This window comes from Algoriphagus aquaeductus (assembly GCF_003253485.1).
In the GTDB taxonomy this organism is placed as follows: Bacteria; Bacteroidota; Bacteroidia; order Cytophagales; family Cyclobacteriaceae; genus Algoriphagus; species Algoriphagus aquaeductus.
In genome coordinates, this window is sequence record NZ_QKTX01000010.1 from 167,015 (window position 1) to 193,289 (window position 26,275).

At 44.8% G+C, this 26,275-nt stretch carries 18 protein-coding genes; 7 read left to right on the top strand and 11 right to left on the bottom strand.

Features of this window, described 5'->3' with window-relative positions:
- The first annotated feature begins 19 nt into the window (after window positions 1-19).
- A complete protein-coding gene (mscL, locus tag CLV31_RS14350; RefSeq protein WP_111393589.1) occupies window positions 20-442 on the top strand; it encodes a large-conductance mechanosensitive channel protein MscL in 423 nt (140 codons plus the stop codon).
- A gap of 52 nt (window positions 443-494) precedes the next feature.
- Here the strand turns inward: mscL and CLV31_RS14355 are convergent, their stop codons facing one another.
- The 9 genes from CLV31_RS14355 to CLV31_RS14405 all read right to left on the bottom strand — a co-directional run bounded on the left by CLV31_RS14355 (window position 495) and on the right by CLV31_RS14405 (window position 11,215).
- Window positions 495-932: a hypothetical protein gene (locus tag CLV31_RS14355; protein ID WP_146250904.1), complete on the bottom strand. Its 438-nt coding sequence runs from the start codon at window positions 930-932 to the stop codon at window positions 495-497.
- 93 nt (window positions 933-1,025) lie between these two features.
- Window positions 1,026-1,379: a hypothetical protein gene (locus CLV31_RS14360; RefSeq protein ID WP_111393591.1), complete on the bottom strand. Its 354-nt coding sequence runs from the start codon at window positions 1,377-1,379 to the stop codon at window positions 1,026-1,028.
- Window positions 1,380-1,410: 31 nt separating this feature from the next.
- Window positions 1,411-1,956, bottom strand: coding sequence for an RNA polymerase sigma factor (locus CLV31_RS14365; RefSeq protein ID WP_111393592.1), 546 nt, complete (start codon window positions 1,954-1,956; stop codon window positions 1,411-1,413).
- Window positions 1,957-2,217: 261 nt separating this feature from the next.
- Window positions 2,218-3,141 (bottom strand): universal stress protein, encoded by a 924-nt coding sequence (locus CLV31_RS14370; protein ID WP_111393593.1) that lies wholly within the window; start codon window positions 3,139-3,141, stop codon window positions 2,218-2,220.
- Between the two features lie 783 nt (window positions 3,142-3,924).
- Window positions 3,925-5,400 (bottom strand): lipopolysaccharide biosynthesis protein, encoded by a 1,476-nt coding sequence (locus tag CLV31_RS14380; protein ID WP_111393595.1) that lies wholly within the window; start codon window positions 5,398-5,400, stop codon window positions 3,925-3,927.
- Window positions 5,401-5,571: 171 nt separating this feature from the next.
- Entirely contained in the window at window positions 5,572-7,704 is a 2,133-nt protein-coding gene (gene feoB / locus CLV31_RS14390) for a ferrous iron transport protein B (protein ID WP_111393597.1), read from the bottom strand.
- A 5-nt stretch (window positions 7,705-7,709) separates the two neighbouring features.
- Window positions 7,710-7,931, bottom strand: a complete 222-nt coding sequence (locus tag CLV31_RS14395) for a FeoA family protein (protein WP_111393598.1) — start codon at window positions 7,929-7,931, stop codon at window positions 7,710-7,712.
- 81 nt (window positions 7,932-8,012) lie between these two features.
- A complete protein-coding gene (locus tag CLV31_RS14400; RefSeq protein ID WP_111393599.1) occupies window positions 8,013-8,648 on the bottom strand; it encodes a hypothetical protein in 636 nt (211 codons plus the stop codon).
- A 155-nt stretch (window positions 8,649-8,803) separates the two neighbouring features.
- Entirely contained in the window at window positions 8,804-11,215 is a 2,412-nt protein-coding gene (locus CLV31_RS14405) for a TonB-dependent receptor plug domain-containing protein (RefSeq protein WP_245943408.1), read from the bottom strand.
- 380 nt (window positions 11,216-11,595) lie between these two features.
- Between CLV31_RS14405 and CLV31_RS14410 the strand changes: the two genes are divergently transcribed.
- The gene (locus CLV31_RS14410; RefSeq protein ID WP_111393601.1) at window positions 11,596-16,932 is read left to right on the top strand and encodes a hypothetical protein; all 5,337 of its coding nucleotides are present in this window, start codon (window positions 11,596-11,598) and stop codon (window positions 16,930-16,932) included.
- 28 nt (window positions 16,933-16,960) lie between these two features.
- Entirely contained in the window at window positions 16,961-21,172 is a 4,212-nt protein-coding gene (locus tag CLV31_RS14415) for a hypothetical protein (RefSeq protein ID WP_111393602.1), read from the top strand.
- Window positions 21,173-21,217: 45 nt separating this feature from the next.
- On the opposite strand, the gene CLV31_RS14420 is transcribed toward CLV31_RS14415, so the two are convergent.
- Complete coding sequence (locus CLV31_RS14420) at window positions 21,218-22,480, bottom strand: NAD(P)/FAD-dependent oxidoreductase (RefSeq protein WP_111393625.1); 1,263 nt, start codon at window positions 22,478-22,480, stop codon at window positions 21,218-21,220.
- Window positions 22,481-22,664: 184 nt separating this feature from the next.
- Here CLV31_RS14420 and CLV31_RS14425 point away from each other — a divergent pair, with 184 nt between their 5' ends.
- Window positions 22,665-23,321 (top strand): Crp/Fnr family transcriptional regulator, encoded by a 657-nt coding sequence (locus tag CLV31_RS14425; RefSeq protein ID WP_111393603.1) that lies wholly within the window; start codon window positions 22,665-22,667, stop codon window positions 23,319-23,321.
- On the opposite strand, the gene CLV31_RS14430 is transcribed toward CLV31_RS14425, so the two are convergent.
- Complete coding sequence (locus CLV31_RS14430) at window positions 23,322-24,125, bottom strand: universal stress protein (RefSeq protein WP_111393604.1); 804 nt, start codon at window positions 24,123-24,125, stop codon at window positions 23,322-23,324.
- Window positions 24,126-24,317: 192 nt separating this feature from the next.
- On the opposite strand from CLV31_RS14430, the gene CLV31_RS14435 reads away from it, so the two are divergent.
- The 3 genes from CLV31_RS14435 to CLV31_RS14445 are packed head-to-tail and all read left to right on the top strand — an operon-like array spanning window position 24,318 to window position 26,243.
- The gene (locus tag CLV31_RS14435) at window positions 24,318-25,124 is read left to right on the top strand and encodes a sulfite exporter TauE/SafE family protein (RefSeq protein ID WP_111393605.1); all 807 of its coding nucleotides are present in this window, start codon (window positions 24,318-24,320) and stop codon (window positions 25,122-25,124) included.
- Between the two features lie 4 nt (window positions 25,125-25,128).
- The gene (locus tag CLV31_RS14440) at window positions 25,129-26,004 is read left to right on the top strand and encodes a sterol desaturase family protein (protein WP_111393606.1); all 876 of its coding nucleotides are present in this window, start codon (window positions 25,129-25,131) and stop codon (window positions 26,002-26,004) included.
- Window positions 25,986-26,243: a hypothetical protein gene (locus CLV31_RS14445; protein WP_111393607.1), complete on the top strand. Its 258-nt coding sequence runs from the start codon at window positions 25,986-25,988 to the stop codon at window positions 26,241-26,243. Before CLV31_RS14440 ends, CLV31_RS14445 begins: the two co-directional genes overlap by 19 nt.
- Window positions 26,244-26,275 lie beyond the last annotated feature (32 nt).

A 26,275-nucleotide genomic window follows, 5' to 3' on the forward strand; every position in this document is an offset into this window, starting at 1 on the left:
TCAACCAACCTTACATTATATGGGATTATTAAAGGAATTTAAAGAGTTTGCTGTCAAAGGCAATGTCATCGATCTCGCAGTGGGTGTGATTATCGGTGGCGCATTTGGTAAAATCGTATCCTCCTTTGTCAATGACGTGGTGATGCCGCCTATTGGCTTATTAGTTGGAGGAGTAGATTTTAAAGATTTAAATGTGGTGCTCAAAGATGCCACCACAAATGAGGCCGGGGAGGCTATAGCCGCTGTGACCTTGAATTATGGGATGTTTATCCAGAATGTGGTGGATTTTGCGATCATTGCCTTTGTGATCTTTATGGCGATCAAGGGTATCAATCAAATGAATAAAAAGAAAGAGGAAGCTCCAGCTCCTCCGCCACCGCCTCCTGCTCCTACACCAAGCGAGAAGTTGTTGGAAGAAATCAGAGATTTGTTGAAGAAATAAGCCAAAAGCCCCGAAATGTCAAGTTTCGGGGCTTTTTTAATCATTTGCTGCGTCAATTGTTTGGACCGCGTTGTCTTTGGTAGATATGCCGGTTGAAATCCCTGGCGATATTGTTGAGCATCAACACTTGTTTAGCACTGATTACCTTGGATATTTCAGCAGTAAAAGCCTTTTCATCATCAAGCATTTTTTGTTGAAGCTGCAGGCGTTTTTGAATTCTCGATTTGGCCTCCTCTTCAGAAATGCTCTCCATTCCCCGATTCAATTCGGACATGGATTTCATGGTCGATTCCCGTTGTTCGGTGTATTTATTAAAAACAGGCCAGAATTTTTCGGCTTGCTCGGGCTTGAGATCAATGCGAGACGTAATAAATGCAATGCGGGCAGCCTGAAGTTTTTCAGGATCAATATTTTGAGTAGGTCGTTGTGCCAAAGCATTTCCGGCAAAGCATGCGAAAATGAATACAAGGTATAGCGTTAGTTTTTTCATTTTTTCGGTTGAAGTTGAGGTGCAATCCATCTGAAGGTGGTTAGGGGAAAGGGCAAAATCGAATGTATTGCTGGATACATCTTATTCAGGTTTTTAAAACCAGTTGTCTTCTTCTGCCCAAAGAGGGTCTTGCTGACCAAACTCTTCCATAATGATCATATCCAGGATCTCATTGGGGTTTTCCGATAGGCTGAGAACATCCTCGGCCGTCCATTGATTACTTTCGATGTATAGGAGTGCTTCCTCCTCCAGACTTAGTTGCTGGGTTGACTGATCGAGATTTCCCAATTGCCACCATCCCAAGGTTACGAAAAGAAGTGCAGCTGCAGCATATTTAAGATAGGGGAAGGAGGGTTTTTGGGCTGTTTTTTTCAGAATTTCGTCCGGAAGGGTTTCGAAATAGCCTTCGGGCGGAGTGAATTCTTGGAGCTTGGGTAACTTTTCCATCGTGATTTAGACTGGGCCAAGGCCTTGAGGTTTATTCGTTTACTACAAATTGTTCAATTTTTTTGACTGCGTGATGGTAGCTGGCTTTAAGCGCCCCCACACTGGTACCGGTGATTTGAGCCATTTCTTCGTAGCTGAGCTCTTCCTGGTACTTGAGGTGAAACACCAAACGCTGCTTGTCAGGAAGCTTGAGAAGGGCTTTATGAAGTCGGACCTGTATTTGGTCCCCGTCCAACTGCCCCGAATGATCCAGGTAGGATTCCATTTTTTCCTGATGGTCATCCAAGGAAAAGAAATATCGCTTTTTCTTTTTTTCCAGAAAAGTCAGGGTCTCATTGGTTGCTATCCGGTATAGCCAGGTAAACAAGGAAGAATTTCCTTCAAATTTATCCAAGCTTTTGAACGCTTTGATGAAGGTGTTTTGGGTCAAGTCATCGGCGTCTTCGTGGATGATGACCATCCTGCGAATGACATGGTATACTTTGGTCTGATAGCACTCGATCAACTTTCGATATCCCAATTCCCTGGCGAAGGGGGATCGAATCAGCTCTAGGATGTGTTGATCGGTTTCTTTCATTTTCCAGCTTTAGACTAGCCTGGATAGGGTTCGTTTAAGTGAATGTAAAAAAAGAATTGGAAGGGCCATTTTCTCAGGCATGGATTTAAATCCTCTGGGATGGTCAAAACAGTGGGGAATAGACGTGTTTACCCACAGACCTGAAAGTGGTAATACAACGCTGAGGTCTAATCTTATTAAGTTGTCTGATTTTTAAGGGGATTAAAAAAAGGCTTCAATGCGGAATTGAAGCCTTTGTAAAGGGGATAAAGAGGTGACGGTTTAAATCTCGAGAATATAATCCAGGATACCGGCATTTTTTCCCTTGGGTCTGGTCACGAGTAGGGGAAGGCTATCATTGTACTGAATCAGTCGCTCGGCCATACTTCCGATAAACAATGCGGTGGCTGCAGTCCGACCTTTTGCACCGATAATGATCCCGTCAGCATCGATTTCCAATGCCTTGGAGACAATCTCCTGAACCGGATCATCGTCATCGTCCTTGGTGTAGATCGGGGTGATTTTGATGCCTTTGGTGTCGATTCTACGGATAAATTTTTTATAGTTTATTTCAGCATGCATTTTCATGATGTCGGTAAATTCCTCATAGCTTTTACCGGTAAAATGATAGCCTGAAGGTACCGTAAATACATTTTGGCAGACGATCTCAGCTGTTCCTCCATGTTTTTCGGCAATCATGATGGCTTCTTCCAGGGCGTCTTTGGAGTAATCCGAAAAATCACTGGGAACCAACAGCTTATTGATTCGTGGTCTGGCCCCTTCGGGCACAATCAGCAAGGAGCAGGATGCTCTGCGAGCCAAACGCTGTGAAGCTACACCGGTGCCCGGCAGATCTACTTTTCTACCGATCAAAATCATATCGGCGGATTTTTCTTCTGCCAGCTTGAGGATTTTTTTGGAAAGATTACCCTCCTTTACTACGTAGCTGATGGCCAATCCTTTGATCTCCGGAAAATATTCCTGAACCAATTTCTCCATGGCTTCCTTTCGCTCATTGATCATGTTTTCGATCAGATTGGGAAACTCTTCCAAAACCTCTTTAGGAATGGACAGATTCTTGATCACATTGGCGAAATAGATTTTCTTAGTCTGATTGACCCTGGCAATAAAAGAGGCATATTCTATCAGGGTTTGATCCAGAGGGGTCTGATCAAGACAAACAATCAATTTTTTAATCAAATACATAGAGACTGGGGAATTGTCGATGCAAAGTTAAAATGAGGAGAGTAATCTACTGAGAAAAGAGCAAAATAAAATTCTGATTTTTTTCCTGTTAATTGGCTAAACCTTAAAAATGAGGCGATTTTTGGTGGAGATGTTTAAAATAAAATTTGGAGGTCTACTTTTTCTCAATTCTCGATTTCGGGAAGAAGTAGGGGGTTAGGTTTATTTCCGTCCATTTTTGATGGTTCCTTTCCCATTGAATTTGCATCTGTAAGAATCTTTGACAGGGAAAATGCGATTGCCAAGTCCTACATAGCATCTTGCCAAAAGCCTGAACCTCGGTGGATTTTTTTAGTGGGGTTTTTGGTCAAGCCCAGGAATCCTGGTGTCCCATTTTTTTGGAAAGCTCCTGATTAGCCAGTTACCAGAATTAGAGCTCAAACAGTAAACAAACGGCTGATCTGTGAATCCTTCGGTCATCGGCTTTGCTTAGTGGAAGAAAGGCCTTCCGCTCAAAAGAAGAGGAAATTCTTCCTGTGATAGAAATGCGAATTATCAGGTTTTTTTACTCAAATCTACCAACGGTCCTGCCTGCTTCCCGTATATTTGCATAGTCCGGGCCGCCGACATGTTCGAACTTCACAATTTAAAAACAATCCCGAGTGAAGCTCCTTCCAAAAACAGGCCTCATCCCGTTTCGATTGCTATCGGAATCGGGACCTCGCACAAAACGCAGGATAACAGTGGAAGTTTGCGGAATTCAAGCAGCTCAAATCTTGTCAATAAAAGAGGTTTCGTAACACTCTAAGGCCCGGACTTTTTTAATCTCTCCCTTACCCAATTCCATTCTTCTTTTCCGGCTCCGACCAGGAAAGAACTCACAAGAAAAATACCCAAAACCAGGATTGATTTGAGAACCAACTGGAAAAAGGGATGGACTCCCTCCAAGTCTAGAAACATGACCATGCTGGAAGATACTCCGACCGCAAGGATCCTTAGCGTATCCCAGCTGAACGGATCCAGATGCAGTCTGATTTTGAGATAACCATATTTGATCAGATTGAAGATTAGCATCACCAGGGCCGATCCTATAGCAGCTCCTTCGATTCCAAAGATTGGGATCAACCAATAATTCACCCCTATTATCAATGCGCTCATGGCAATGGTCAGGAGTAGATTGAACCGGTAATATTTGGAAAAGACCAAGATTTCGCTGTTGATGGAGAAGGCTACATCGAAAATTTTGCCTACTGCTATGTAAAAAACAACCCATTTTCCAGCTTGATAGATTTCTCTGTTTGGTACGAAGTGATAGATCTGGTCTATATTGGACCAAATCAACGCAAACAGAAGCAGGCAGATGTAAAGCTGCCGGTTGGAAAGTTGCCGATATAAAAGGTTGATTTCGGAGATTCTCTCCCTTGCAAAATGATCCGCCACTACAGGCATGGCTACCTGGGATATCGCTCTACGGGGCAATTCGATCACCAGGGCCATATAGAATGCAATCGAATAGATGGCTGTAGCCTCCAGACTAATCATTGAACTGACCATGATGGAATCGATTTTCATGATCAGTGTGGAAGCAGCTGTTGCCAAAAAGGTAATCAGACTAAATTGCAGGAATGAACTTCTAAATCCCTTGGGAAAGTGATTCCAGGTGAACTCCAGTTTGAATACACCCAACCAGATCAAATAAGTCCACACTCCTGCCAAGGCAATTCCGTAGACTGCAACCAGCCCCTGCATGACCTGGTCAAAATTGATCCACTTCAGCAAGTATACGGCCACCAGGATTGAAGTCAGGGCCCGCAAAAATACCTCCCGGAAGAAGGTGGGGATGGCTACTTTGACATAAGATCTCGCATAGGCATCCAAAACACTGCTGATCAAAGCAAATAACGTAATCAGCAACACAATCCCCAGAAAATCGATGACTTCGGGAGAATTGGAAGCAAATAGCCCGACAATTTCCTCTTTCAGACCAAAGAAAATCAAGGAGACCAATCCAAATCCCAACAGGGAGAAAGCCAAACTGTAGGTCAAAAAGGCAGATTGGTGTTTTTCCAGCTTAGGAAAATACCGGGTGATGCCATGTCCCACCCCAAGCTGGGCAAAGGGTACAAAGAGAAGCCCTAAATCCTGAATGGTTCGGAAGGTACCAAGTTCGGTCGAATCCAGCGCAAAAGGATAAAGCCAAAGGACATTGATATAGCCCAAAATCACCCCGAAATAAGAAAAAATCGTAGTCTGAATGCTTTGACGGGCTATTTTGCTCATAGACGAATATTCATCAAAAAAATCGGGAATTCAATGAATTCCCGAAACAGTGATTAGGGTTTTGCGCATTTGTCGCAACCGGGCTGGGTTTTGGGCTTGAAGAACAGCTTTCTCCAAAGATATGCCCCCGCTCCGAGAACCAATAGTCCGACGATCACTTCCTGCCACATGTCAAGAGAAGATTTGAAAGGTGATGAAAGCCATAAGGTAAGCCAATCCACTCATGTATATCGTCTGAATCAACGGCCATTTCCAGCTTTTGGTTTCTCGCTTGACCACGGCCAAGGTACTCATGCATTGCATCGCAAAGACATAAAATACCATCAGAGAGAATGCCGTAGCTTTATTGAAGGTTTTTTCTCCGGTATTGGCATTGATTTGTTGATCGAGTTTTTCCCTGATCGTAAGGTCGTCTTCCACATCTCCCCCAATGCTGTAAATGGTCGCCATGGTGGAAATAAATACTTCTCGGGCAGCAAAGGAAGTGATCAACGCAATCCCGATTTTCCAGTCATATCCCAAGGGTTTGATTACCGGTTCGATGGCTCTTCCCATAATGCCTATGAATGAGTTTTCCAAAAGTTTAGCCGAAGTTTCGGCTTCAATTTCGGCTATCTGTTCTTCCTCGAGCACATTTTCCAGCCTTGCCTCTCCTTGGCTTCGGATTTCATCCATTCGTGCTGGCGGTCCATACGAAGCCAAAACCCACAGGACAATGGAAATGGCCAGAATTACTTTTCCGGCTTCCAGGACAAAGGTTTTTGATTTTTCCACCATGGTAATTCCTACATCTCCCCAGCGGGGAATGCGGTAGGAGGGGAGCTCGGTCATCAGAAAGCTTTTCTCATCTGTCTTCAGGATAGATTTGAGAATAAATGAGGTAGCTAAAACTCCGAGTATGCCGAGTAGGTAAAGCCCCAAAAGCGCCAAGGCTTGGAGATTGACAAATCCGGCTACAGTCTCATCCGGGACGGTGAGCCCGATTAAAATAATGTATACCGGAAGTCTGGCAGAGCAGCTCATCAGCGGAGTGACCAGAATGGTAATCATTTTTTCCTTCCAGTTGGATATGTTTCTGGCAGCCATCACCCCGGGAATCGCACAGGCGACTCCGGACACCAAAGGAACTATACTTTTGCCATGGAGACCAAATGGTCTCATCCATCGGTCCATCAAAAACACTACACGGGACATATACCCGGTATCTTCGAGAATGGCCAGAAACCCGAACAAAAGAGCGATCTGAGGAATGAAAATCACCACACCGCCTATTCCTGGAATGACACCTTCGGCCAGCAACCTGGTTAAAGGACCATCGGGAAGACTGGATTGGATCCATCCGCCGAGATCGGCAAAGAATCCATCGATCCAATCCATGGGATAGGAAGCCCAGGAAAAAATCGCCTGAAAAATGATCAGAAGTATGGCCAGAAAGACCAAGTATCCACCCACCGAATGGAGAAACAGGCGATCTAGATTTGATTTTGGCTTAGGGGCTGTTTTCTTGAACAGAGATTTGTTGACCAAATCGGTGATTTTAGCATAGCGGATTTTGGTTTCTTCCAGCTGCGCCTCTTCCAAGTTGAACTTTTCTGTTTGACAGAGTTGCTGAAGCCAAATTCGGACAGCTTCCAAAATAGCTTTGTCCTTGGCACCGAAACGGATCATTTGGTAGGCCTGATAGTTATTTTCGAGGTCAAATTTGTCCCGTACTTGCTTCAGAAGCCCTTCAGGGATGACTTCAAGTATGTTTAAAAAAGTAGGTGCTTGGGTGAAATTTCTCTGACTGATCAGGTTTTTGATTTGATCTAAACCCTTTTGGTTTCGGGCATCAGTTTGTAAAATCGGAACTCCCAGATTTTTGAAAAGTTCAAAGGTTCTGATTTCAATACTTTTTTTCTCCGCGATATCGGCCATGTTGAGCACAATGGCCAGGTTGATCCCCAAGTCGATCAATTGAGTGGCCAAAAACAATCCCCGGGATAGCTGAGTGGAGTCGATGACCATCAAGACATAATCCGGACGGGTTTCCAGGTGGGTATTATTCAATACCCTGTGGGCGATGATCTCATCCTCTGAATTCGGAAAGAGGCTGTATGTACCGGGAAGGTCCAGGATTTCAAAGTGTTCTCCGTTATGGTGGAAAAACCCTGTTTTTTTGTCTACAGTCACTCCGGGGTAATTACCGATTTTTTGGTTGAGCCCAGTCAGGTAGTTGAAAATGGTGGATTTGCCAACGTTAGGGTTGCCTATGATGGCTATGCGGGTAGTCTGGGTGGATTTGGAAAGTGTAGTCTCGGCCATGAAAATCAGATGAGTTCGATGCGAATCAGGGCGGCTTCCTTGGATCGAAGGGCCAACAGGGTTTCGTCCATTTGAAACGCCAAAGGACCACCGGAAGGTGCCTTGTGATGGAGTGTCAGGTATTTTCCTGGAAGGAATCCCAACTCCATTAGGTTGATTTTCAAAGGGGAGGGAAGGATCTCAAGGATTTTTCCGGAATGATTTAGTGGTAGTTGGTCTGCGGTCATGGGTCTAGAGTCGCCAAGACGCAAAAGTAGCTTTCTTTGGAATGAATCTAAAGAAAAATAATGAAGAATTTTCGCGCCCTTTCAGTTGATGTTTAGGTTCTGATCCGTGAAAATAAATTCCTTACCGTTATCAAATTTAACCTTTAGGTCAAAAAAGAAAGAAATCGGTTCTGCTGGGGCTTCCAAGAGACCCAACTTGAAATATTCTTCCAGGATAAAGTTTCTTCCCGAATCAACAAATACATTCAAGGGCTGGAGCGTACCTACATAAATGGAATTTATTCCAAACAAGTCAGTGATATCCTCTCCTTTCAAGACCTGAGTGCCATTGCTCAAGGCAAATTCTTTGCGATTGATGACCTGAATAGTTTGGAATTTTTCTTCAGAAATGAGGGGAGGTTGGCTGCAGGCCAGAGCCAGCCCAAAAGTTGACTGATTGGGAACGGATTTTTCAGAAAGCTTGATTATGTCAAATTCCTTCACTCTTATCCCCTTAAACACCTGGTCGTAAGCCATGGCTTGGCTGGGATTGATCTCCTGACCAGTGGATGAAATGGTCAGCACATCCAAAGACTTAATGTTCATCTGTTGGGTACGGAAGGCTGAAGGACCGCAACCACAGGAGTCATTACAGATTACTCCGCAACTCATCGGGATCAATGCCAGAAAGGAAAACAGGGCTAGAGTCAATCCAAGTTTTTTGACAGTTTGTTTCATTTTTTAGAATTTGTTTTTTAGGGTCAGAGCTGTCTGCTGAATGCAGGTCGCCCGGCCTATAATCCTTTCAGTTTGTGCAGGCCCCGACATGCATTTTTACCTTTGATAGGCCCGATGGCATGGAGAAGATGGTTACAATTTTTTTCTGTGCAGTCCTAAAAACTTCCTTTGACACTCAACGTGAAATTTCGCCCCGGTGCTACAATTCCCGAACTATAACTTCGGTATTGTTGGTCGGTGATATTTTCGACCGTGGCACTGATCTGCAATATCGGATTGAGCTGATAGGTTGAATTGAGGTGAAAAACCAGCCAACCGGGGGAATATGGGTTTCCATTCGCATCCCTCGCATAGATTGCCGGCTTGCCGATTTCTTCCAGGGGCATTTTTTCAAAGGGCATTTCGGCACTGTATTGCATACTGAGATCCAATTTGAGTTTTTGACCCAAATAGGCCAATCGAGTCAAGCCAAAGGCAGGCGCAGCATGCCGGGAGGGGCTGGTACTTTGATCTTCTAATTCTTCCGTGCCTTTTTGCCAATTGTACGTTGAAGACCAAAGCAGTCTTTTGTGAATGGCGATTTCAAAGCCGGCCTGAAATCCTACAATCTCAGCAAAGGCACCATTTTGAATGGCTAATACTTGACTCAGTTCTCCGTCATAGACGATTTCGGATTGTCCATTCAAGGTAAACGGCCTTCTCACCAAGGCTTGATCGAGTAGGGTGTAGAATCCGGTGAAATCAATTTTAATCCAGTTTTGAATATGCTTATTCAGGTTGATTTCTGTATTATATGCGTATTCCGGACGCAGGTTGGGGTTAGGAACCAAGACTGCCCCCGGTTCCGAGTCAAAGATCTTACCGATGTCGTCCACATTGGGAGCTCTGAATCCCGTGGAAATCAGCGGGGCAATTGAAAAACTGGGTTCAGGCTGAAAGATCACTCCCAGATTTCCGGTGACTGAATGAAATTGATCCTTGGAAGTCGAAAAAGGAAGGGGGAAAAACTCGCGGTTTGAGGAGAAATCGGCACGAATGCCGTTCAGGTTATACCGAAAGGCGGTCTGAAATTTCCATTTTTTCGAAAGTTGATCATGGTAACTCGCGTAAGCGGCCAAAGAACTCCAGGAAGAATTGGGATAGCGGACCGAAGCAGGTGTTTTTTCGAGGGTGGAAATATTTTTTGAAAACCCACTGGAGGCTACCGTGTTGATGACACCTTCTACTCCATAACTCAGAAAGTTGTCCGCTTCGAAATTTTTCAGAAAATCTGCATTGAGAGAGTAAGCATGGACTCTCTCAAGGCGGTTGTATTCCAGCAGATCGCCAAACCTTCGATCGATTCTACTTTCCTCAAACAATTGATAAGCCCCAATTACCTTGATCTGATCAAACCATTTTGTGGAATTCCGGTAGTTCCATCTGAGGTTGTTCATCATCCATTTTTGGGGACCGTAATCCCATCTGGAAAACCGAAGCCGACCCTCTCTTTTTTCGATCAGCCGATCGTATCTGGGAAGGTTACTGGTGCTTGAAAAATGAAATCCATATTCAAATTTGGATTTTTCGTTGGCCTCCCAATTTACTTTTTGCATGAGATTGACTTGGGAATATCCGCTACCTATTTGGCGATAAGGATTGGAATTGACTTTTTGAACATCCGTTCCATTCTCCCGCAACACATATTCTGTTCGGAGATAGGATTCTTGTCCCCCTACTTTTCCCATGGTCAGGTCACCAAAATCAAAATGTGTAGCGCTGGTCAAAAAACTCCATTTTCCTGTTCCATAAGCAACCGAGGCGTGTACAGTCTTTTCGCCGGAAGCAGAGGAAAGCCGGGTAAGTACGGTTCCTTTTATTTTCTTTTGGTCCAGATCCGGACTCAAGGTTTCAAAAACCATCACCCCACCGATTGCATCCGAACCATACATCACTGAACCTGGTCCAAAAAGTACCTCGGTGTTTTTCAAACTGAAAGGATCAATGGAAATGACATTTTGGAGATTTCCGCTTCTGAAAATGGCCGTGTTCATTCGGATACCATCTACGGCATATAAAAGCCGATTGGCCGAAAATCCCCGGATCATAGGACTGCCTCCTCCCATTTGACTTTTTTGAATAAACACTTCCCCTGAAGAACCAAGCCAATCGGCGGCATTGGCAGGATTTCGGAGGAGAAGTTGTTGGCTGTCCAAATGTCTGACCTTGCCCGCCACTTCTTGGGAGTTTTGGTTCCATCTCGACGCAGATATCACCGCTATGTCCAAGGTGATAGGACTGGGATGCAGGTAGAGGATAAAATCTTTTTGGGAAAGTTCTTCCCAGGAAATAGCCAAAGATTGGTATCCCAAAAGCTGGATCATCAGGTTTTTTTTGCCATTAAATGAAGTAAGGTCGGCTTTACCTTCCGTATTGGTCATGACGGTCAGTCCAGGGTCAGAGGAATAGACCAAAACTCCGGGCAATGGCAATCCTTTTTCGGCATCCCTAATGCTGATTTCCTGCCCAAAGCACCATCCTTGCAGGAAGAAAAAAAGATACATTAAAGGTAGTGACGCAAGTCTCATGGTGGTGGAGAATAGACAAAGGTAGATTCTGGGAAAAAAATCCCGGAAAAGAAATGGATGAGCGGTTTATCTAAGGTTCATGAACTTGCTCTACTCTGATCGCTAATCTAAAGATCAGCGTGACAAATCCTTGTTTTATGATTTACCAAGGCATTTTTGTACTATCCGATGATTAACCTAATTGCCTTGTACTATTATCAAGTTAATTTCAAGATTTTCAAGCAATTAAATAGGTTAAAACTTGGAATTAGAAGAAATTTTTGTCTAGCTTTTAGCATGTTTTTCGGTTGATGCTGATTGAAACAAGGAATTTTTAGTGCTGAGCGGACGTCAGATTTTTACTGGAAAATAGTACTGCTTTTAACTATTTATTTTTCACTATGGAACAAGACCTCATTCAATCGCTTTTGGCGCAGGTGTTTAGCCAACTTCAGGCAGAATCCGCCCCCGAAAAAAAATCATTCGATGAAGGACTGAAAAAATTTGCGAAAGCAATTCATTATCAGCAACCCGAATCGGTTTCTCCATCAAAACTTTCTATCCAATCAGCGGATTTTTTCTTTCAATCCAGACTTCAAAAAGCCCAGATCAGCAAAATAGAGAAAATCGCAGAGGAGGTTTCCAAAGAGAAAATTGAAGAAGCGGACACCCGGGTATTCATAAGGGAAACACCCATTCGATCCGCCCAGATTCCGGGCTCTGTTCCCGCTTGGGGGCAAGGCGCAAAAGTGGAACAATCCATTGGGCCTTTGACCAGAATAGACGGAAGACAGGTTTTTATTGATGTCTATCGGGTAGTAAAACTCATTGCTTTGAGAAAGCAAGGAACCTTGGAGCCTTTGATTCTTTTTAAGGCTCAATTTTCTGAACCCAAGATAAAGGTGATTGGAGCCGCACCGGTGGAAGTCACAGATACCTATAAAATCGTCGAAGGAAGTGTTTGGATCAAAGCCAGCCTGATTGCCTCCAATGCTCCAAATGATCGATACATAGGACTTCAAGTAAAGTCAGGAGAAATCAAATTGTCCGTTAAACCAACTCTTCAAGGGACCAACCTGGTTTTGGCTAATTCTACCACAGCAACCACACAATTGGCTCTTTCTCCTTCCAAGGCAACGGAGGGTCCCAAGAAAAAACACGGCATTGATGCACGGGAGGCAGAACTTACCACCCCAGCGCAGATGAATTTCTCCTTTGGTGGGGTAGCCGCCCCTAAAATAAATTCCGTGGGAAATGCTGCTTGGAAAATATACGGTCGTAGTGCCGGGTTTACTTTTCAGTCCAATAAAGCGCCCACTTTTTCTCCCCAGTTGAACAGAGTATTGATTCCTTTAGCTTGCAGCGAATCGACCTTTGGCGTTCCCAAAATTGGAAGTCCGATGGTGACTTTTGAAGGTCAGGGGCAAGTGACTCAAAGCTGGTGGGGTATTCCGGCAGCGACCTTGGATATCCAGGCTCCGCTAGAGGCAGCAGGTGCAGGTGGAATTGTCCAGGATTTCAAGAGTGGGGTCAAGGCATCTTGGAAAGGGATGGAAGGAAACCCCATTTCCCTGGGAAATGCTCAAATCCTTGTTGATCCGGGACGAATTGCCATGACCGCTATCCAGGGATCCTCCCAGGATAGTTTTCAGAAATTGGAGCATTGGAAAGATGAATTGAATCTTTACGGTACTCACATTCAGTTGACTTTCCCTTCTCCACTTGGTTTTCTGTACAATTCCACAGCCGAGGGAATTGAAGCGATCATTACTAATTGCCATGCGGATGTTCAGACCGATCGACCCAAGCAAGTCAACGGTCATTCGGTAGCCGTGAAAACCAAGGATAGCTTGGTGCTTTTTGCAGGAAGTGATACGGCCAATTTATTCTACCTGATAGATGACAATGTGATGTGGGATAATAAGTTGCCGTTCGATAAAGTACCCAAGTTCAAAAACATAGCCTTGGCTTTGGAGAATGCCTTATTTACAGTTTCTCCCGTCAATGGAGTGATGATTTTTGGAAAGTGCGATGAGAGCTGGAAGAAAATCACCGAGAGCCAGACTTTTCTTGTTTTTGGATTATTGAGCTATCTGCCGACCTTACCTGATCCCTATTTGGCGAATTTTGGCATTTTCGGAAGGATAGGAGGCAAAGGAGGAAGCTTTGATCAGATTACACAATGGATGTTTTGTAGGATCATCCAAAAACCAGTTCCAAATGAATATGATGATGTAAAAGTCAGTTTTCATTTTGGTCAAGGAAACCAGCAGGTTGCCGGCGGTGCCGCCACAAGAAGTTCGAATCTATCCGGCGGCGATGCCATCATGTCCTCCAAATTATCCACTGCCGCTTTACCGGATGTGCCGGTCAGCACGCTTAAAACTGTTGCGGGTATAGCGATTAATGAAGTCCCCAACTATGAGGAAGAGTATTCCAAAAAAGCCGGCCAATTGGAGTCAGATTACTTCGCTTTGCTGGATGTAAGTTCCAATGCCAACCAAATAGGGGTGAGTATGGGAATCAACCCCATGCAAAGAAGGGTGATTAGAGAGACTACCGGGATCGCCCGCAATACAGGTGAAGGTCAAATGACGATCCAATCTTCCCAAGAAGAAATCATCACCATCGAGGGAATGCAAGTAAAAGTGCCGGGCCATTTTGCCCGGGTGTTTTTGCTTCCTCAAGTGGCCTGGGAACCTGCCTGGAATACAGCGGAAAAAGAGCAGCCGATGGATCCGCCCAAGTGGTTCAATTATTATCCCAATGATGGAGGTCCTTCTCGAATCCTTAACTCCTCTGTGGAGAAAGTAACTCTTTCGCCAATTCCGCTCACTCAGTTTTTGGTAGAAAAATTCCAGCAGCAGAAAGCTGATCTGATTACCCAGTTTACGCTACCCTTTGGATTGAAATCGGTTGGACTTTTGGACCACAGCAATGACTATCCTTTGGTCAAACCCAAAGTGGAGTTCAATGCGCCTAGTTTTTCAGACGGGTTGATCGGTGGCATTCAAATCCGGGCTATCGGTGGAGATAGCGGGAAAAAAGATTCCAATTCAGCGCTCAACGACTTCCCGATGTTCAAGGGGTTCACCATGCAGTTGAATAATATTCTGAACCTTCAAGGCCACTCCACCGGTGCAAGTACCCTGGGAGATTCCGTGACCCGGATTTTCAACGGGGAATTTGCAGGATTGACAGGGGATCCGAAAGGTGTACCGGTAACAACGATCGATTTTACCGGGTATGGAGCCAGTGTATTTAGCAATTGGCTGAGTCCAACCGCGGCAATAGCATCTACCAGTCAGGCTAAGTTTGATGTCTTTTTGGGCCGGACAGCACATGAAATTATCCAAGTCAAAAGTATCGTTTACCCTTGGGGAATTCGGGTAGTTCGGACGATCACCTTGTTCAGAGCGAGTTCTGGATTTGTTTATCGGATGGATTCCGGTTGGCAGCCGGAATCGGATGGTCGATTTGATTTTAGATATAAGTATTGGGATACAACGGTGACGCCGGTTCCGGGAATAAATCCAGAGACCGGTAAACCAGATTGGCCAGAGATCCCAGTGGAACCTTTTGATATTTATCCGGGTGTCTTGAAAGGACTTTATAATATCAAAAACATCAAGGAGGACGCCAGTTTGGCTGATTTTGATACCAAAGACTGGGTTCAAAATGGAGGAACATTCATCAATGTGTTGGGTGAGCTTGTGAAACATAACGAAGCCGAACCTAAGGAAATCCCCATTTTTTGCCGCCCGGTGTGGTTTGATGCCGATGTGGAGTTGGAAAATCTAGTCCAAGGACATAAAAACAATCGAACCCCTGCCAAAAAAATTCTGGGCTATGTGCAATTGGCACCGACAGGCTTTACCTTGACTCCTCAGCGATTCAGGGAGCTACTTGACCTTCAGGGAGGCTTGATCGGTGGAGATATTGACTGTGTGATGGACATCAATCAATCGGGCCAACTCATGAGATTGACTCGGTTTGATTTTTCACATGCTCAAAATAAGGATAATACCAAAATCATCTTTGTAGCCTCAGCAAGGGGAAGTGCCATTCTGCCCAAGACGGGTAGTTGGAGTATGGTTCAGCATCAGGTGGGTACCGGTGATGTGATTCCATTGCCAAATCACGTTCCTATTCCTTTGATCAGAGATGGTAAATGGACTCCTTCTTTTTACACGGTGCCTTTGGCGAATGTGAATAAATTGATCAGAATGGCAGCCCCAAGTGAGCTATTAAGAGCTCCTGTTCCTTCCACTATTAATTTTGGGTTGCTGCAGACCACCGCTACGCAAAAAGCACTGATGCTTACCCCAAGTTTTATCTTAGGAGAAAAGAAGCTCTTCAGTAAAACTCCGCCGCTTTTTGCGGATGCTTACAGCTTGATGGCAGGGAATAGCATTTTCCCGAATGCCGGAAATGCCATAGATGAATTTGGTAAAGCATTCCCCATACTTACTGGCACCGGAAGTGGCTTGTCTCAAACCAAAGCTTTTGTGGAAAGATCCGATGTCAAAGACTTGGCTGCCAATGTCTTTGAACTGATGTCCATTGAAGTCCAAAAACAAGGTCAAGCCATTGTAGACCAGGGATTCAAGTTGCTTGCCGGCAAAGCCAATGCTCAACTTCAAAAAGCCTTAGCCTTTGATCTGCCTCCATTCGAAACTTACCTGGTCGACACCGAGGCACTCAAAATCTACATAGAATACGTCACCAAAAAGAAGCAGACAGATGCCAACTATGTGGACGGAAAATTGAATTTTGACATTGATTCCTTCGCTACCGATGCTGCCAAAACCTGGAAAAGCCGAACCAATAATCTTTCTATGGTGGTGGATTTGGGGATTTTTAAAGGATTGATGCGGATCAAAGGGAATTTTGATGCTCAAAAAGGCAAGGAAGCAGGTTTCCCAGGGGAAAAGGATTCAGATTTTCCAAGCTTGGGCTATCCCACGCCGGAAATTGAATTTCACGAAGCATTGGAACCGGTCATTGAACTCCTTCAACTGTTGGCTTCACTCAACGAAGGCCGGTATGGCGATGTGATGAAAAAAGGCCTGGAAATCGCCATGAGCAATGCAGGCGAAATCTGGGAATATAAGTTTGAGGCCAAGAAAGAAATTCCCTTGGTGCGATTCCCACCGGAGCAAAATCTTTACGATGCGCCGACCACGCCTTTGAAACTGGAGGCAGGGCTTGAATTGGGAGTATACTTCAATGCCGCGCTGAAAGTCACGACTGACCCCAAGCAATTACTTCCCACAGCAGGAGCCTACATCCAGTTTAGGGGTGGATTGCAGGTGATGTGTGCCTCCGTAGGAGTTGGGACCATCTTTGCCGTAGGTGAAGTAGTCCTCAAGCTTGCCTGTGATACCAAGATTGGGCCGAGTTTGGCCATGAAATTTGGCTTTGGGGCATCCATTGCGGTAGGCTTGCCGGTGATCGGAACCGTGTCTGTGACTTACATTGTCGGATGCGAGTTGTATGCCAGTTTGGAAAAAGTAACCGTGACTGCTTACATGCTGTTCAAGGGCAGGGCGAGTCTGGCTGGAGGCTTGGTCAGTGTGACCATTTATATCGAAGCCAGCGGAAGTGTTACCCGTATTCCGGCTCAAAATCGGACCAATTGTACCGCTTCGGTGACTTTTGGTCTGGATATCAGCATTTGCTTTGTCATCAACATCAGTTTTGAAGAGACTTGGCAGGAAACCCGTCAGATCGCTTGATTTTTCACTTTTAATACACAATTTTCCCATGGAACCAAACAGACTTTTGACCCTCATGGCACTCCCTCAGGAGTTTGACGGGGTAAATCTTAAAATCAATATTGTCGTCATTCCCCGAAATGCCAACCCTGAAGAAAACTGGAATGTGACGCTTCAAGGACCCGGTATTTCGGTTCCGGGTTTTTCCAATTTCCATCCTGAATTTGCCTTGGCAGTAGTTCAAGGGACTGCTGAGTTTCCGATAGATGCACCTGGAAATCCGGCTTTTACTCCGATTTCAGTTCCTGTGTCTGTAGAACCAGCACCGCATAAAGGTTTTCTGATCAAGCAAGTTGCCGAAAGCTTTGGGATGACTATTGGAGATGATATGGATGTGATGCCTGACCCGAGGCCAGTCCCGAAGACCATCAAAAAATACCTGCCTGAATCCTATCGCCAAAGTTTTAATTTTTCCCAGCCTCGTCACCCCAATGCCGTGACGGACGACAGCTATGAATGTGCAATTAGAAATCAAAAATCTCCTGCAAATCTTCCTCCAAAGGGCAAGCTGAGCTGGGGAAAGGTCTTTGCCCATATTCTGAGGCAGCCGCTTCTTGCCAAAGCCTGCGGGATGATCTATTCGGTTTCGGTCAAGGTGGATGAAAAATGGTTTGAAAAGGGAGGTTACCTCTATGTGAACATCGTCAATGATCCATTCGCTACCGCCCAATCCAAATCTCTTGAATCCAATCTGTCAAGCACCCATGGTCCCTTGATCAAGCGATATGCAGCTCGAATTCCTGCTTTGAAAAAAGGGAAGGTAAGGTCTGTGTTTTCGGCCATTTCTTTTCCGGTGTTATATAAAAAGCCAAGTCAACCTCAAGTGGAAATTCCTGATGCGCCATGGGATGAGTTGTTTTTGGAAGCAAGAGCTTATGACGATGGTTTTGCCAAAGTAGTGCATGCCAACCAACCTATCAGCGGCAACATGTTGGCTGAAAAACCCGATGGGTTTGCGCCTCAATCCGAAACAGGAATCCGATTGGGATGGGACGATGAGCAAATCCTGATTTGGTATATTCGTCAGTTGACTGATTATCCTCAGGGGTCCGGCAAACGGATCGATGCGCCGCTCTGCGTGACGGGCTATCATATTGATGTCCGTGAACCCGGAAAGATATGGGAAAGTCTCAATGCCGTTAAGCTCAATAAGGAACATCCCCTTGTCAGTCGGCTTTCTGATACCCAAACTGAACTTCCTTACCAGGTATATCCCAACAAAATCACAGGACCGGATGATGCGAATTTTTGGATGCCGATGTACTATGCCTCTTGGATCGGGAAAAATCTGGTCACCGAGGACAAGGATGCCATTGCTATCTACAAAACCGATCAGAGCTATTCGGAAAATGCGTTGGACACGACCCAATTTACTCCTCCAAAGCAAGGTGTTAAGACCAATTCTACCTTGGAACCGGCTCAGTTGGATACTGATCTCAGGTATGGCGGTACATATGAGTTTAGGATTAGGCTTTCGGATATCAGTGGAGGAGGACCTGCAGTTACTTTCGATCCGGTCAATGAGTCTCCCAATCCGAATACCACAGTTTCCTTTAGACGATTTGTCAATCCGGGGCTCCTTTCTGTGAAAAAGCCCGATCACCTGTTGAAACAACAGGCTCAGGTTTTCAATGCCACCAATGAATTGGAAGAGGAGTTTGAATCCAATCCAGTTCTGACGATACAGCGACCGATGCTGGAATATCCTGCGGTATTGTTTACCAAGAAATATCCCAATGCAGTGGATCAATTGAAAAGTCTGGTATTTCCGGATCGGAACCTCAAGCCTGGGCTTCCTGATCCTGATGTCAAAAAAGTATATGTAAGAGTGGAGGCGAAATCACTCCGTATGGACAATGCCCTCAGTCAAAACGGTAAAGATGGCTACATCACCCTCTATCAGACTTCCCGTAATTTTGATTCAGATTTTTTCAAAGCTTTGGAAATTCCTGTTCAATTTATAGATGTGCCTGTGCTGAACCTGGGAAATGAAGCCAATCCCTTTCTCATGGATAATCTGAAAAGTTCGGATTTGGATCAGATGCCACAGGTGATTTTACCTACCGGCAGACAAATTCGGGTTACCCTGAGAGCGGTGGCAGATGTTGACAGCGATCCTGAAGAGTACTGGGGTGTCATCGATACTGATCCTGAGAAAGATTCCAGATTTGGAAAAATCACCCAGTTGAGTTTTTACCATCCTCCATTTCAAGAAAGTCAACCCTTCTTGGAGTCCTTTGGTCGAATTCCAGAGCTTCAGGGAATATTTCTCAAGCCTGATCAAGTACCTACGACCAAGAAGAATCCAATTAGCATGCTGATTCAGCGGGTTTCAGAAATCAATGAGTCTAATGCTGTCAAGCGATTGGCTGATGCCATTGGATGTGAATCCAAAGGGATGACCATACTGGCACCAAAAGGGCAACGGATCGTTTTTGGATGCAGTGCCAGAATAAGGCATTCCTTGGCGCCTGATGGCAGCAGCATTACCTTTTCCTCCAATTCAGAGCTTCAGAATCACTGGATTGGTGCTCTGAGTTATCAATTGACCAGAGATTGGGCTTGGGATTGCCTTGAAAACGACTCCTTTGAGATCAGAAAGACCCATAAATTCCGAACAGACAGCTTTCAAGAGTGGAGAAAGGATGTTTTGGTGGGAGAAATTGAAATGAAACATACGGTTTCCTTTGAAGCGATTCAGGATGACCGGTATGGTCAAGTCAATCGAGGGTATACCAGATTGGTGTTTTTGGACGCTTTGGAACCTAAAAATGAACTTTTGAAAAATGGTCAGCCTAGATTTCCGGATGAAATCTGGGCGAATTATACGGTGGTACCCAAGTTCAAACCCAAACATTCGGGAGTAAATGCTACTGAAACTCCATGGTTGGCCTTGCCTACGGTTTTGCCTCCGGCTCAAGTTCCTAAAATCAAAAGTGTTGGAATCGCATTTTCCCCTTATCAACGGTCGGAAGATTATAGCTCCACCGAAGTAAGAAGGAGGCACCTTTGGGTCGAATTTGAAGAGCCTTTGGAGAATCCGGATGACATGTATTTCTGCCGGGTTTTAGCCAATGCGCCTGATCAGCTGATTTCCAACAATGCTTTTGATCAATTTATAGCACCGGAGGAAAGCCCGATCAATCTGGATTCTGAATTGACACGGATCATTACGCCCGGTCAGAGCAATGATCTTGCAGGACTTGGCGCCATGCAACAGATGATTCCTTCTACGGACTCAGACCGTCATTTCATCTTACCCTTGCCGCCGGGAATGCACGGAGAAAGTCCGGAGCTTTTCGGGTTTTTTACCTATGAATTTCGGGTTGGGCATGGGCATTTTGTAGACCGGGAACAGGTGGACAAACAGATAAATTGGGGGAATTTCAATCCGATACTTCAGCTTTCCCAAGCAAATCAGGGACCCAAGGGGAATTTATGGTCTACTGCCCAGGGTAGATTTGGGAGACCTATTCGCGTGACGGGAGTACAGCATCCTGCGCCTACCTTGCTTTGTACCCTCAATCGAAATTCGGAAGAGATGTATGTCACTGCCCCGTTTGCAAAGGCAGTATTCAATGGAAAAAATGTGACCTCCAAGCCTCCAAGAACCAGTCTTTGGGCGGTGCTTTACGCGCAGGTTTACCAAGCCGATGGATTGGATTTTAGAAATATTCTGCTGGGTGAAAAAGAAATGAAAATAGGAGTCATGATCAAAACCAAAGAAAAAGAAGAGGATAAATTTAAATCTTTGGTGCAACAAAGTTATTTCCCAAATAAAACGCCAACCGTTGTTTCCAGCTCGGTTTCCTTGAATATCGAAAAGATGAAGATGGGAAATCTGATCGCTAAAATTAAGGACCAGCATCCGGTCGGCACGGCCAAATTTACTTCGGAAGAGATTGCTCAGAGATTGCGGGTTTTTGGGTTGCCGGAAGACAGTCCACTGAGTGTATTGGTAGTGGAAGTCTTTGGGAACATCACCAATATTTTTGATCACATCGATGTGATGGGTTTATTGCAGCAATCGGTCAGGAATGATTTTGATCAGATGAAAGAGCGGGCCGCCCGTTCGGTTCCGCCGGAACGAAATACGGCAGACGAGATTCGACCGCTGAGCAGAGGCCTTGGGCATTTTAGGATTTTAAGGACTTCTCCATTGACCAAAGTGCCTTTTGTATGCTGTCCAACCTGTGAATGATCAAAAGCCCCTGATTTTTGAATTTCAGGGGCTTTTTTCTTTCATTCAAGCTTTTCCTCTAAGCATCAAGTTCCAATAGAGAAAGGGTAGGCCATATTTTTTGAGCAGCCACATGCTGTATTGTTCTTTAGTGGTGTCAACCAAAGTAGAGATCAGTGGATCACTGTCTTTGACATTGTCATATTTAAACTCGCAGAGCAACATCTTTCCATATCCTGTGACAATCGGACAGGAGGAATAGCCTTCGTAGGATTGTTGCCCGGCTTTTCCCTCTTTGATCAGGGTAAGGAGGTTCTGTACGAGCACGGGCGCCTGTTTTCTAATTGCTGCGCCTGTTTTGGCGGTAGGAAGATGGGTGACGTCTCCGATAGAGAAAATATTCGGAAAGCGCTTATGCTGCATGGTATGAATATCCACATCAATCCATCCTTTGCCGGGACCTTCCTGAATTGAAATGGGGGATTCCTGAATGAATTTTGGGGCGGTCTGTGGAGGGGCTATGTGCAGCATGTCATAATGTACCTTGATGTCAAGTGCCCCAATTAATTCTTCACCCAAAGGATTGCCTTCCATGATGGTGCAGTTGCTTTCTCCGGGTTTGGAGTACCGGAAGGTAATCTCCTGTTTTTCTCCGTCAATGCGTACCGGAGCATAGAATGGTTTGAAGATGATATCTCGGTCATGGATGATTTTATTCAGCGTTTTGGCAAATTCAGGAACTCCAAAAATGACCGTTCCCGGGGTTGCGAAAAGCACATTGGTTTTTTCCCGAACTCCTTTTTTTCTGAAATAATCCTCAGCCATATACATAATTTTTTGAGGAGCTCCCCCACATTTGATCGGAGTGGTAGGCTGGGTAAATACCGCATTTCCCCCTTTGAAATTTTGAAGGACTTCCCAGGTGTGTTCAGGATTGGTGTAATTGGAACAAACCACGCCTTGGTCCAAAACCTCACTCAAACCGGGAAGAAGTTCGGGATCCATCACCAATCCTGGTACAGGAACTAAAAAGTCATAGGTGAAACTTCCTGAGGTTGCGGTCTTAACCTCGTTGATTACAGGGTTGATTTCAGTAGCTTTATCTTTGATCCAATCGACACCATTTGGAATATAGTCTTTTTCGTTTCGTTCGGTTTCTTTGAAATCAAAAGCTCCGGCACCAACCAAGGTCCATGCAGGCTGATAATAGTGCTTCTCGGCTGGTTCAATAAGCCCAATTTGAAGGGAAGCGTCTTTTCGTTTCAGTTGAGCTGCAATGGTAATGCCGGCAGTTCCTCCACCGATAATCAGGATTTGATAATGGGTCAACATAGCAGTGGGTTTTTATATTGGGGAAAGGTAACCAAGGCAAAGCCGGGAAAAAGTGATGAATGTCACCTAAGGGTAGGGAGGTTTTATAAAACTAAAAAATCCTGGCTGAACCTCTTCCTTGTGATTAAAATCACTAATTTGAGAGTCAGAAAGGCTCATTTTTGCAAGGAATTCTGAAAGCATGACTCTAGAAAAACTCAAACAAGCACTACCGAATCTTACGGATCCAAAATTATTACAGGCTATTTTGGAAAAGGGGCAAGTAGTCACCCATGAACCCGGAAAGATATTGATGGAGCCCGGAATGTTTATCAAGGCCGTCCCATTGGTGGTTGAGGGATCCATCAAAATCATGAGAATGGATGAAGATGGGAAAGAATTGTTTCTATACTACCTTGAACCCGGAGAGACCTGTGCTTTATCTTTGACCTGTTGCTCGGCTGCTAAACCTAGCGAAATCAAAGCCGTGGTGGAGGAAAGAGCAACTTTGATTTTTATTCCTATTCAGTTTCACGAACAGTGGACCGACGAATTCAAACAGTGGAAAGATTTTGTCTCCACCACTTACCAGCAGCGATTTCATGAGATGCTGATCGCCTTGGATGCGGTGGCCTTTAAGCGGATGGACGAGCGCTTGATGCGGTATATCGTCACCAAGATGAAACAGCTCAAAGCCAACGAGCTGCATACCACCCATCAGGAAATCGCTACCGAACTCGGCACTTCCAGAGAGGTGATTTCACGGCTTTTGAAACAACTGGAAAAAAAGAAGTGGATTGAGCTTGGCCGGAATGTGATTTACATTCGGGACGACTTTGAGGAATTGATCAGTAAATGATCAAACCAAAATCAACAGCGGGACGCGTGTGTGGTATGCCATTTTGATTGAATGGCTTTTTTTGATGATTTGGTCCCAAAGATCACGATGTTCATGGCACATGACCAGGATCATATCCTCATGCTCTTCCATGTATCGTTCGATCCCTTCGTTGGCATTTTCCGCATAAAAGGTGTGGATTTTGACTGGCAATCCCGGGTATTTCTTGGCCAGATATCCTTCCATTCCAAAAATAGAAAGCTCTTCTTTAAACCCTTGGTTGGTTTGCACATGAAGGATCTCCAGACCCAATGACCATCTTTTGGACATGTCCACCATCCAGTCGATAAATCCCTCCTCGTGGTTGGCAAATTCCAAGGCTAGGGTTACTTTACGGATTTCAGACACTTTGGCTTCGGAAGGCACCACGAGTACGGGACAGTTTGCTTCTCTAATCAAATTGACCGTATGGGTTCCCATTAGCGTTTTTTTGATTCCGCTTGCCCCTTGGGTGCTCATTACAATCAGGGTGGCCTCTCTCTCCTCCGCTAACCTTGCGATACTCACTGATGGAGTACCTTCCACTACTACAAAGTCCATCGGAATGCCGTTTGCTTCATAAGTGGCAATTGTTTTTTTCATGAGTTTTTCAGCCTCTGTGAGCAGTGCATCGAGGGCTAAGGCCGCTTGGGATGCGAAATCATAAATGACTTCAACTACGTGGATAAGGGTAATTGAACCATGTTTTTTATCAGCCAGAGCGATTGCAAACTCGAGGGCTTTGATCGAATTTTCAGAAAAATCTAAAGGAACAATGATTTTCATGGCGGAGAGATTTCCAGTGAAAATACTTCAAATCACGAATACTTTCAGGGACAATTTCTTCTTTTAACATAAAAATAAAGGGAGATTGGACCTTTATTCCAGGTCAATATCGATCCATGTAACATTTGTCACCACTATCGCGGTTCTTCCAAGGCTAATTTTGTGGAATAATCATCAAGAAGTAAATTAAAAATGGACGTAGTCATTCTGTTAGGTTTTTCGGCAGCAATTCTGATTGGAGTAAGTTTGGGGCTCATCGGAGGTGGGGGATCCATCCTGACTGTTCCTGTTTTGGTATACATTCTTGGAGTAGATCCAGTGCTGGCCACTGCTTATTCTCTTTTTGTGGTCGGTAGCACCTCTTTGGTAGGAGCGGGGACTTATATGAAAAAAGGATTGGTCAATTACAAGACTGCAGTCGTTTTTGCGATTCCATCTTTCATAGCCGTGTTTCTCACCCGAAAATTCATGGTTCCGGCGCTGCCTGATCCGCTTTTTTCAGTAGGTGAGGCGATCATTACCAAAAATATTGGAATCATGGTCTTTTTTGCGATCATCATGCTGGCAGCTTCCATCTCCATGGTTAGAAACAAAAAATGCCTGGATTGTGATGAAAATGAGCCAATCCGGTACAATTTCCCAATGATCGCGCTGGAAGGTTCGGTAGTAGGGGTCATCACAGGGATAGTGGGGGCAGGTGGTGGGTTTTTGATCATTCCTGCGTTGGTGATTTTGGCACGACTCCCGATGAAAATGGCCGTTGGGACGTCCCTTTTGATCATCGCTGCCAAATCCTTGATTGGTTTTCTGGGAGATGTGTCTACTCAGACCATTGACTGGCAGATGCTTTTAATCTTTACCGGGCTTTCGATTGTGGGTATTTTCATTGGAAGTGCCCTTTCAAAAAAGATCAATGAAAAAGCCCTCAAAACAGGATTTGGCTGGTTTGTGTTAGTAATGGGGGTGTATATCATCGGAAAAGAACTCATGGCTTTGTAACACTATGCTTCAGGAATATTTCAAAATCTTCATTGACGGATATTACGGATATTGGAATTACCTCACCACAGAAATTCTCTATCCCTCATGGCATAATTATTTTTGGTGGTTGGTCGGGATTTCTGTCGTGGTTTGGATGCTGGAGTTGATTTTTCCATGGAGAAAGCATCAGGCTGCCATCCGGGAAGATTTTTGGTTGGACGGATTTTACATGTTCTTCAACTTCTTTTTGTTTTCACTAATCGTTTACAATTCAGTTTCCAATGTTGCAGTGGAGGCCTTCAATGACTTTTTGGGATGGTTTGGAATCGAAAATCTGGTTGCCATTCAGGTCAATAATTGGCCCAGATGGGCCCAGTTTCTTTTGATGTTCGTGGTAGCTGATTTTATTCAGTGGAATGTCCATCGGTGGCTTCACCGCAGTCCTTGGCTTTGGGAGTTTCACAAAGTACATCACTCGGTGGAACAGATGGGATTTGCCGCTCACCTCAGGTATCATTGGATGGAGACGGTCGTCTATAAATCAGTTCAATACATTCTCTTAGCGATGATTGGTTTTGGACTGGATGATTTTTTCATCCTTCACATGTTCACCATTCTTATCGGGCACCTCAATCATGCCAATGTGAAGATCACCTACGGACCTCTGAAATATATCCTCAACAATCCTGTGATGCACTTATGGCATCACGCCAAGCACCTGCCGGAAGGTAGCCATGGAGTCAATTACGGAATTTCCCTCAGTCTTTGGGATTACCTTTTTGGTACCGCCTACATCCCAAATGAAAATGAGAATGAGCCTTTAGGATTTGACCACATCGAAGAATTCCCAAAAACATTCTGGCAACAAATCACCTATCCATGGAACAAAAAGAGCTAAACCGAAAAATGCCTTACAACAGCTGGAGTTTTGTGATCATCCTGACTTTAGCCCTAGGATTGGCTCCCTTAACTCAAGAACCGCACATTTGGGGAAAAATAAAATGGATCGCCGGAGGTGCAGTTGGGATGAAACTGATCGACTGGGGTGATTTTGTAATGCATGGGCTGCCCTGGATCTTGCTGATCCGACTGGGGATCATCGAAGCTAAAAATAAATTCATGCCATCGAAGGTTTGAGTTGGTTCACGTGACTTTTATTACTGATCCGA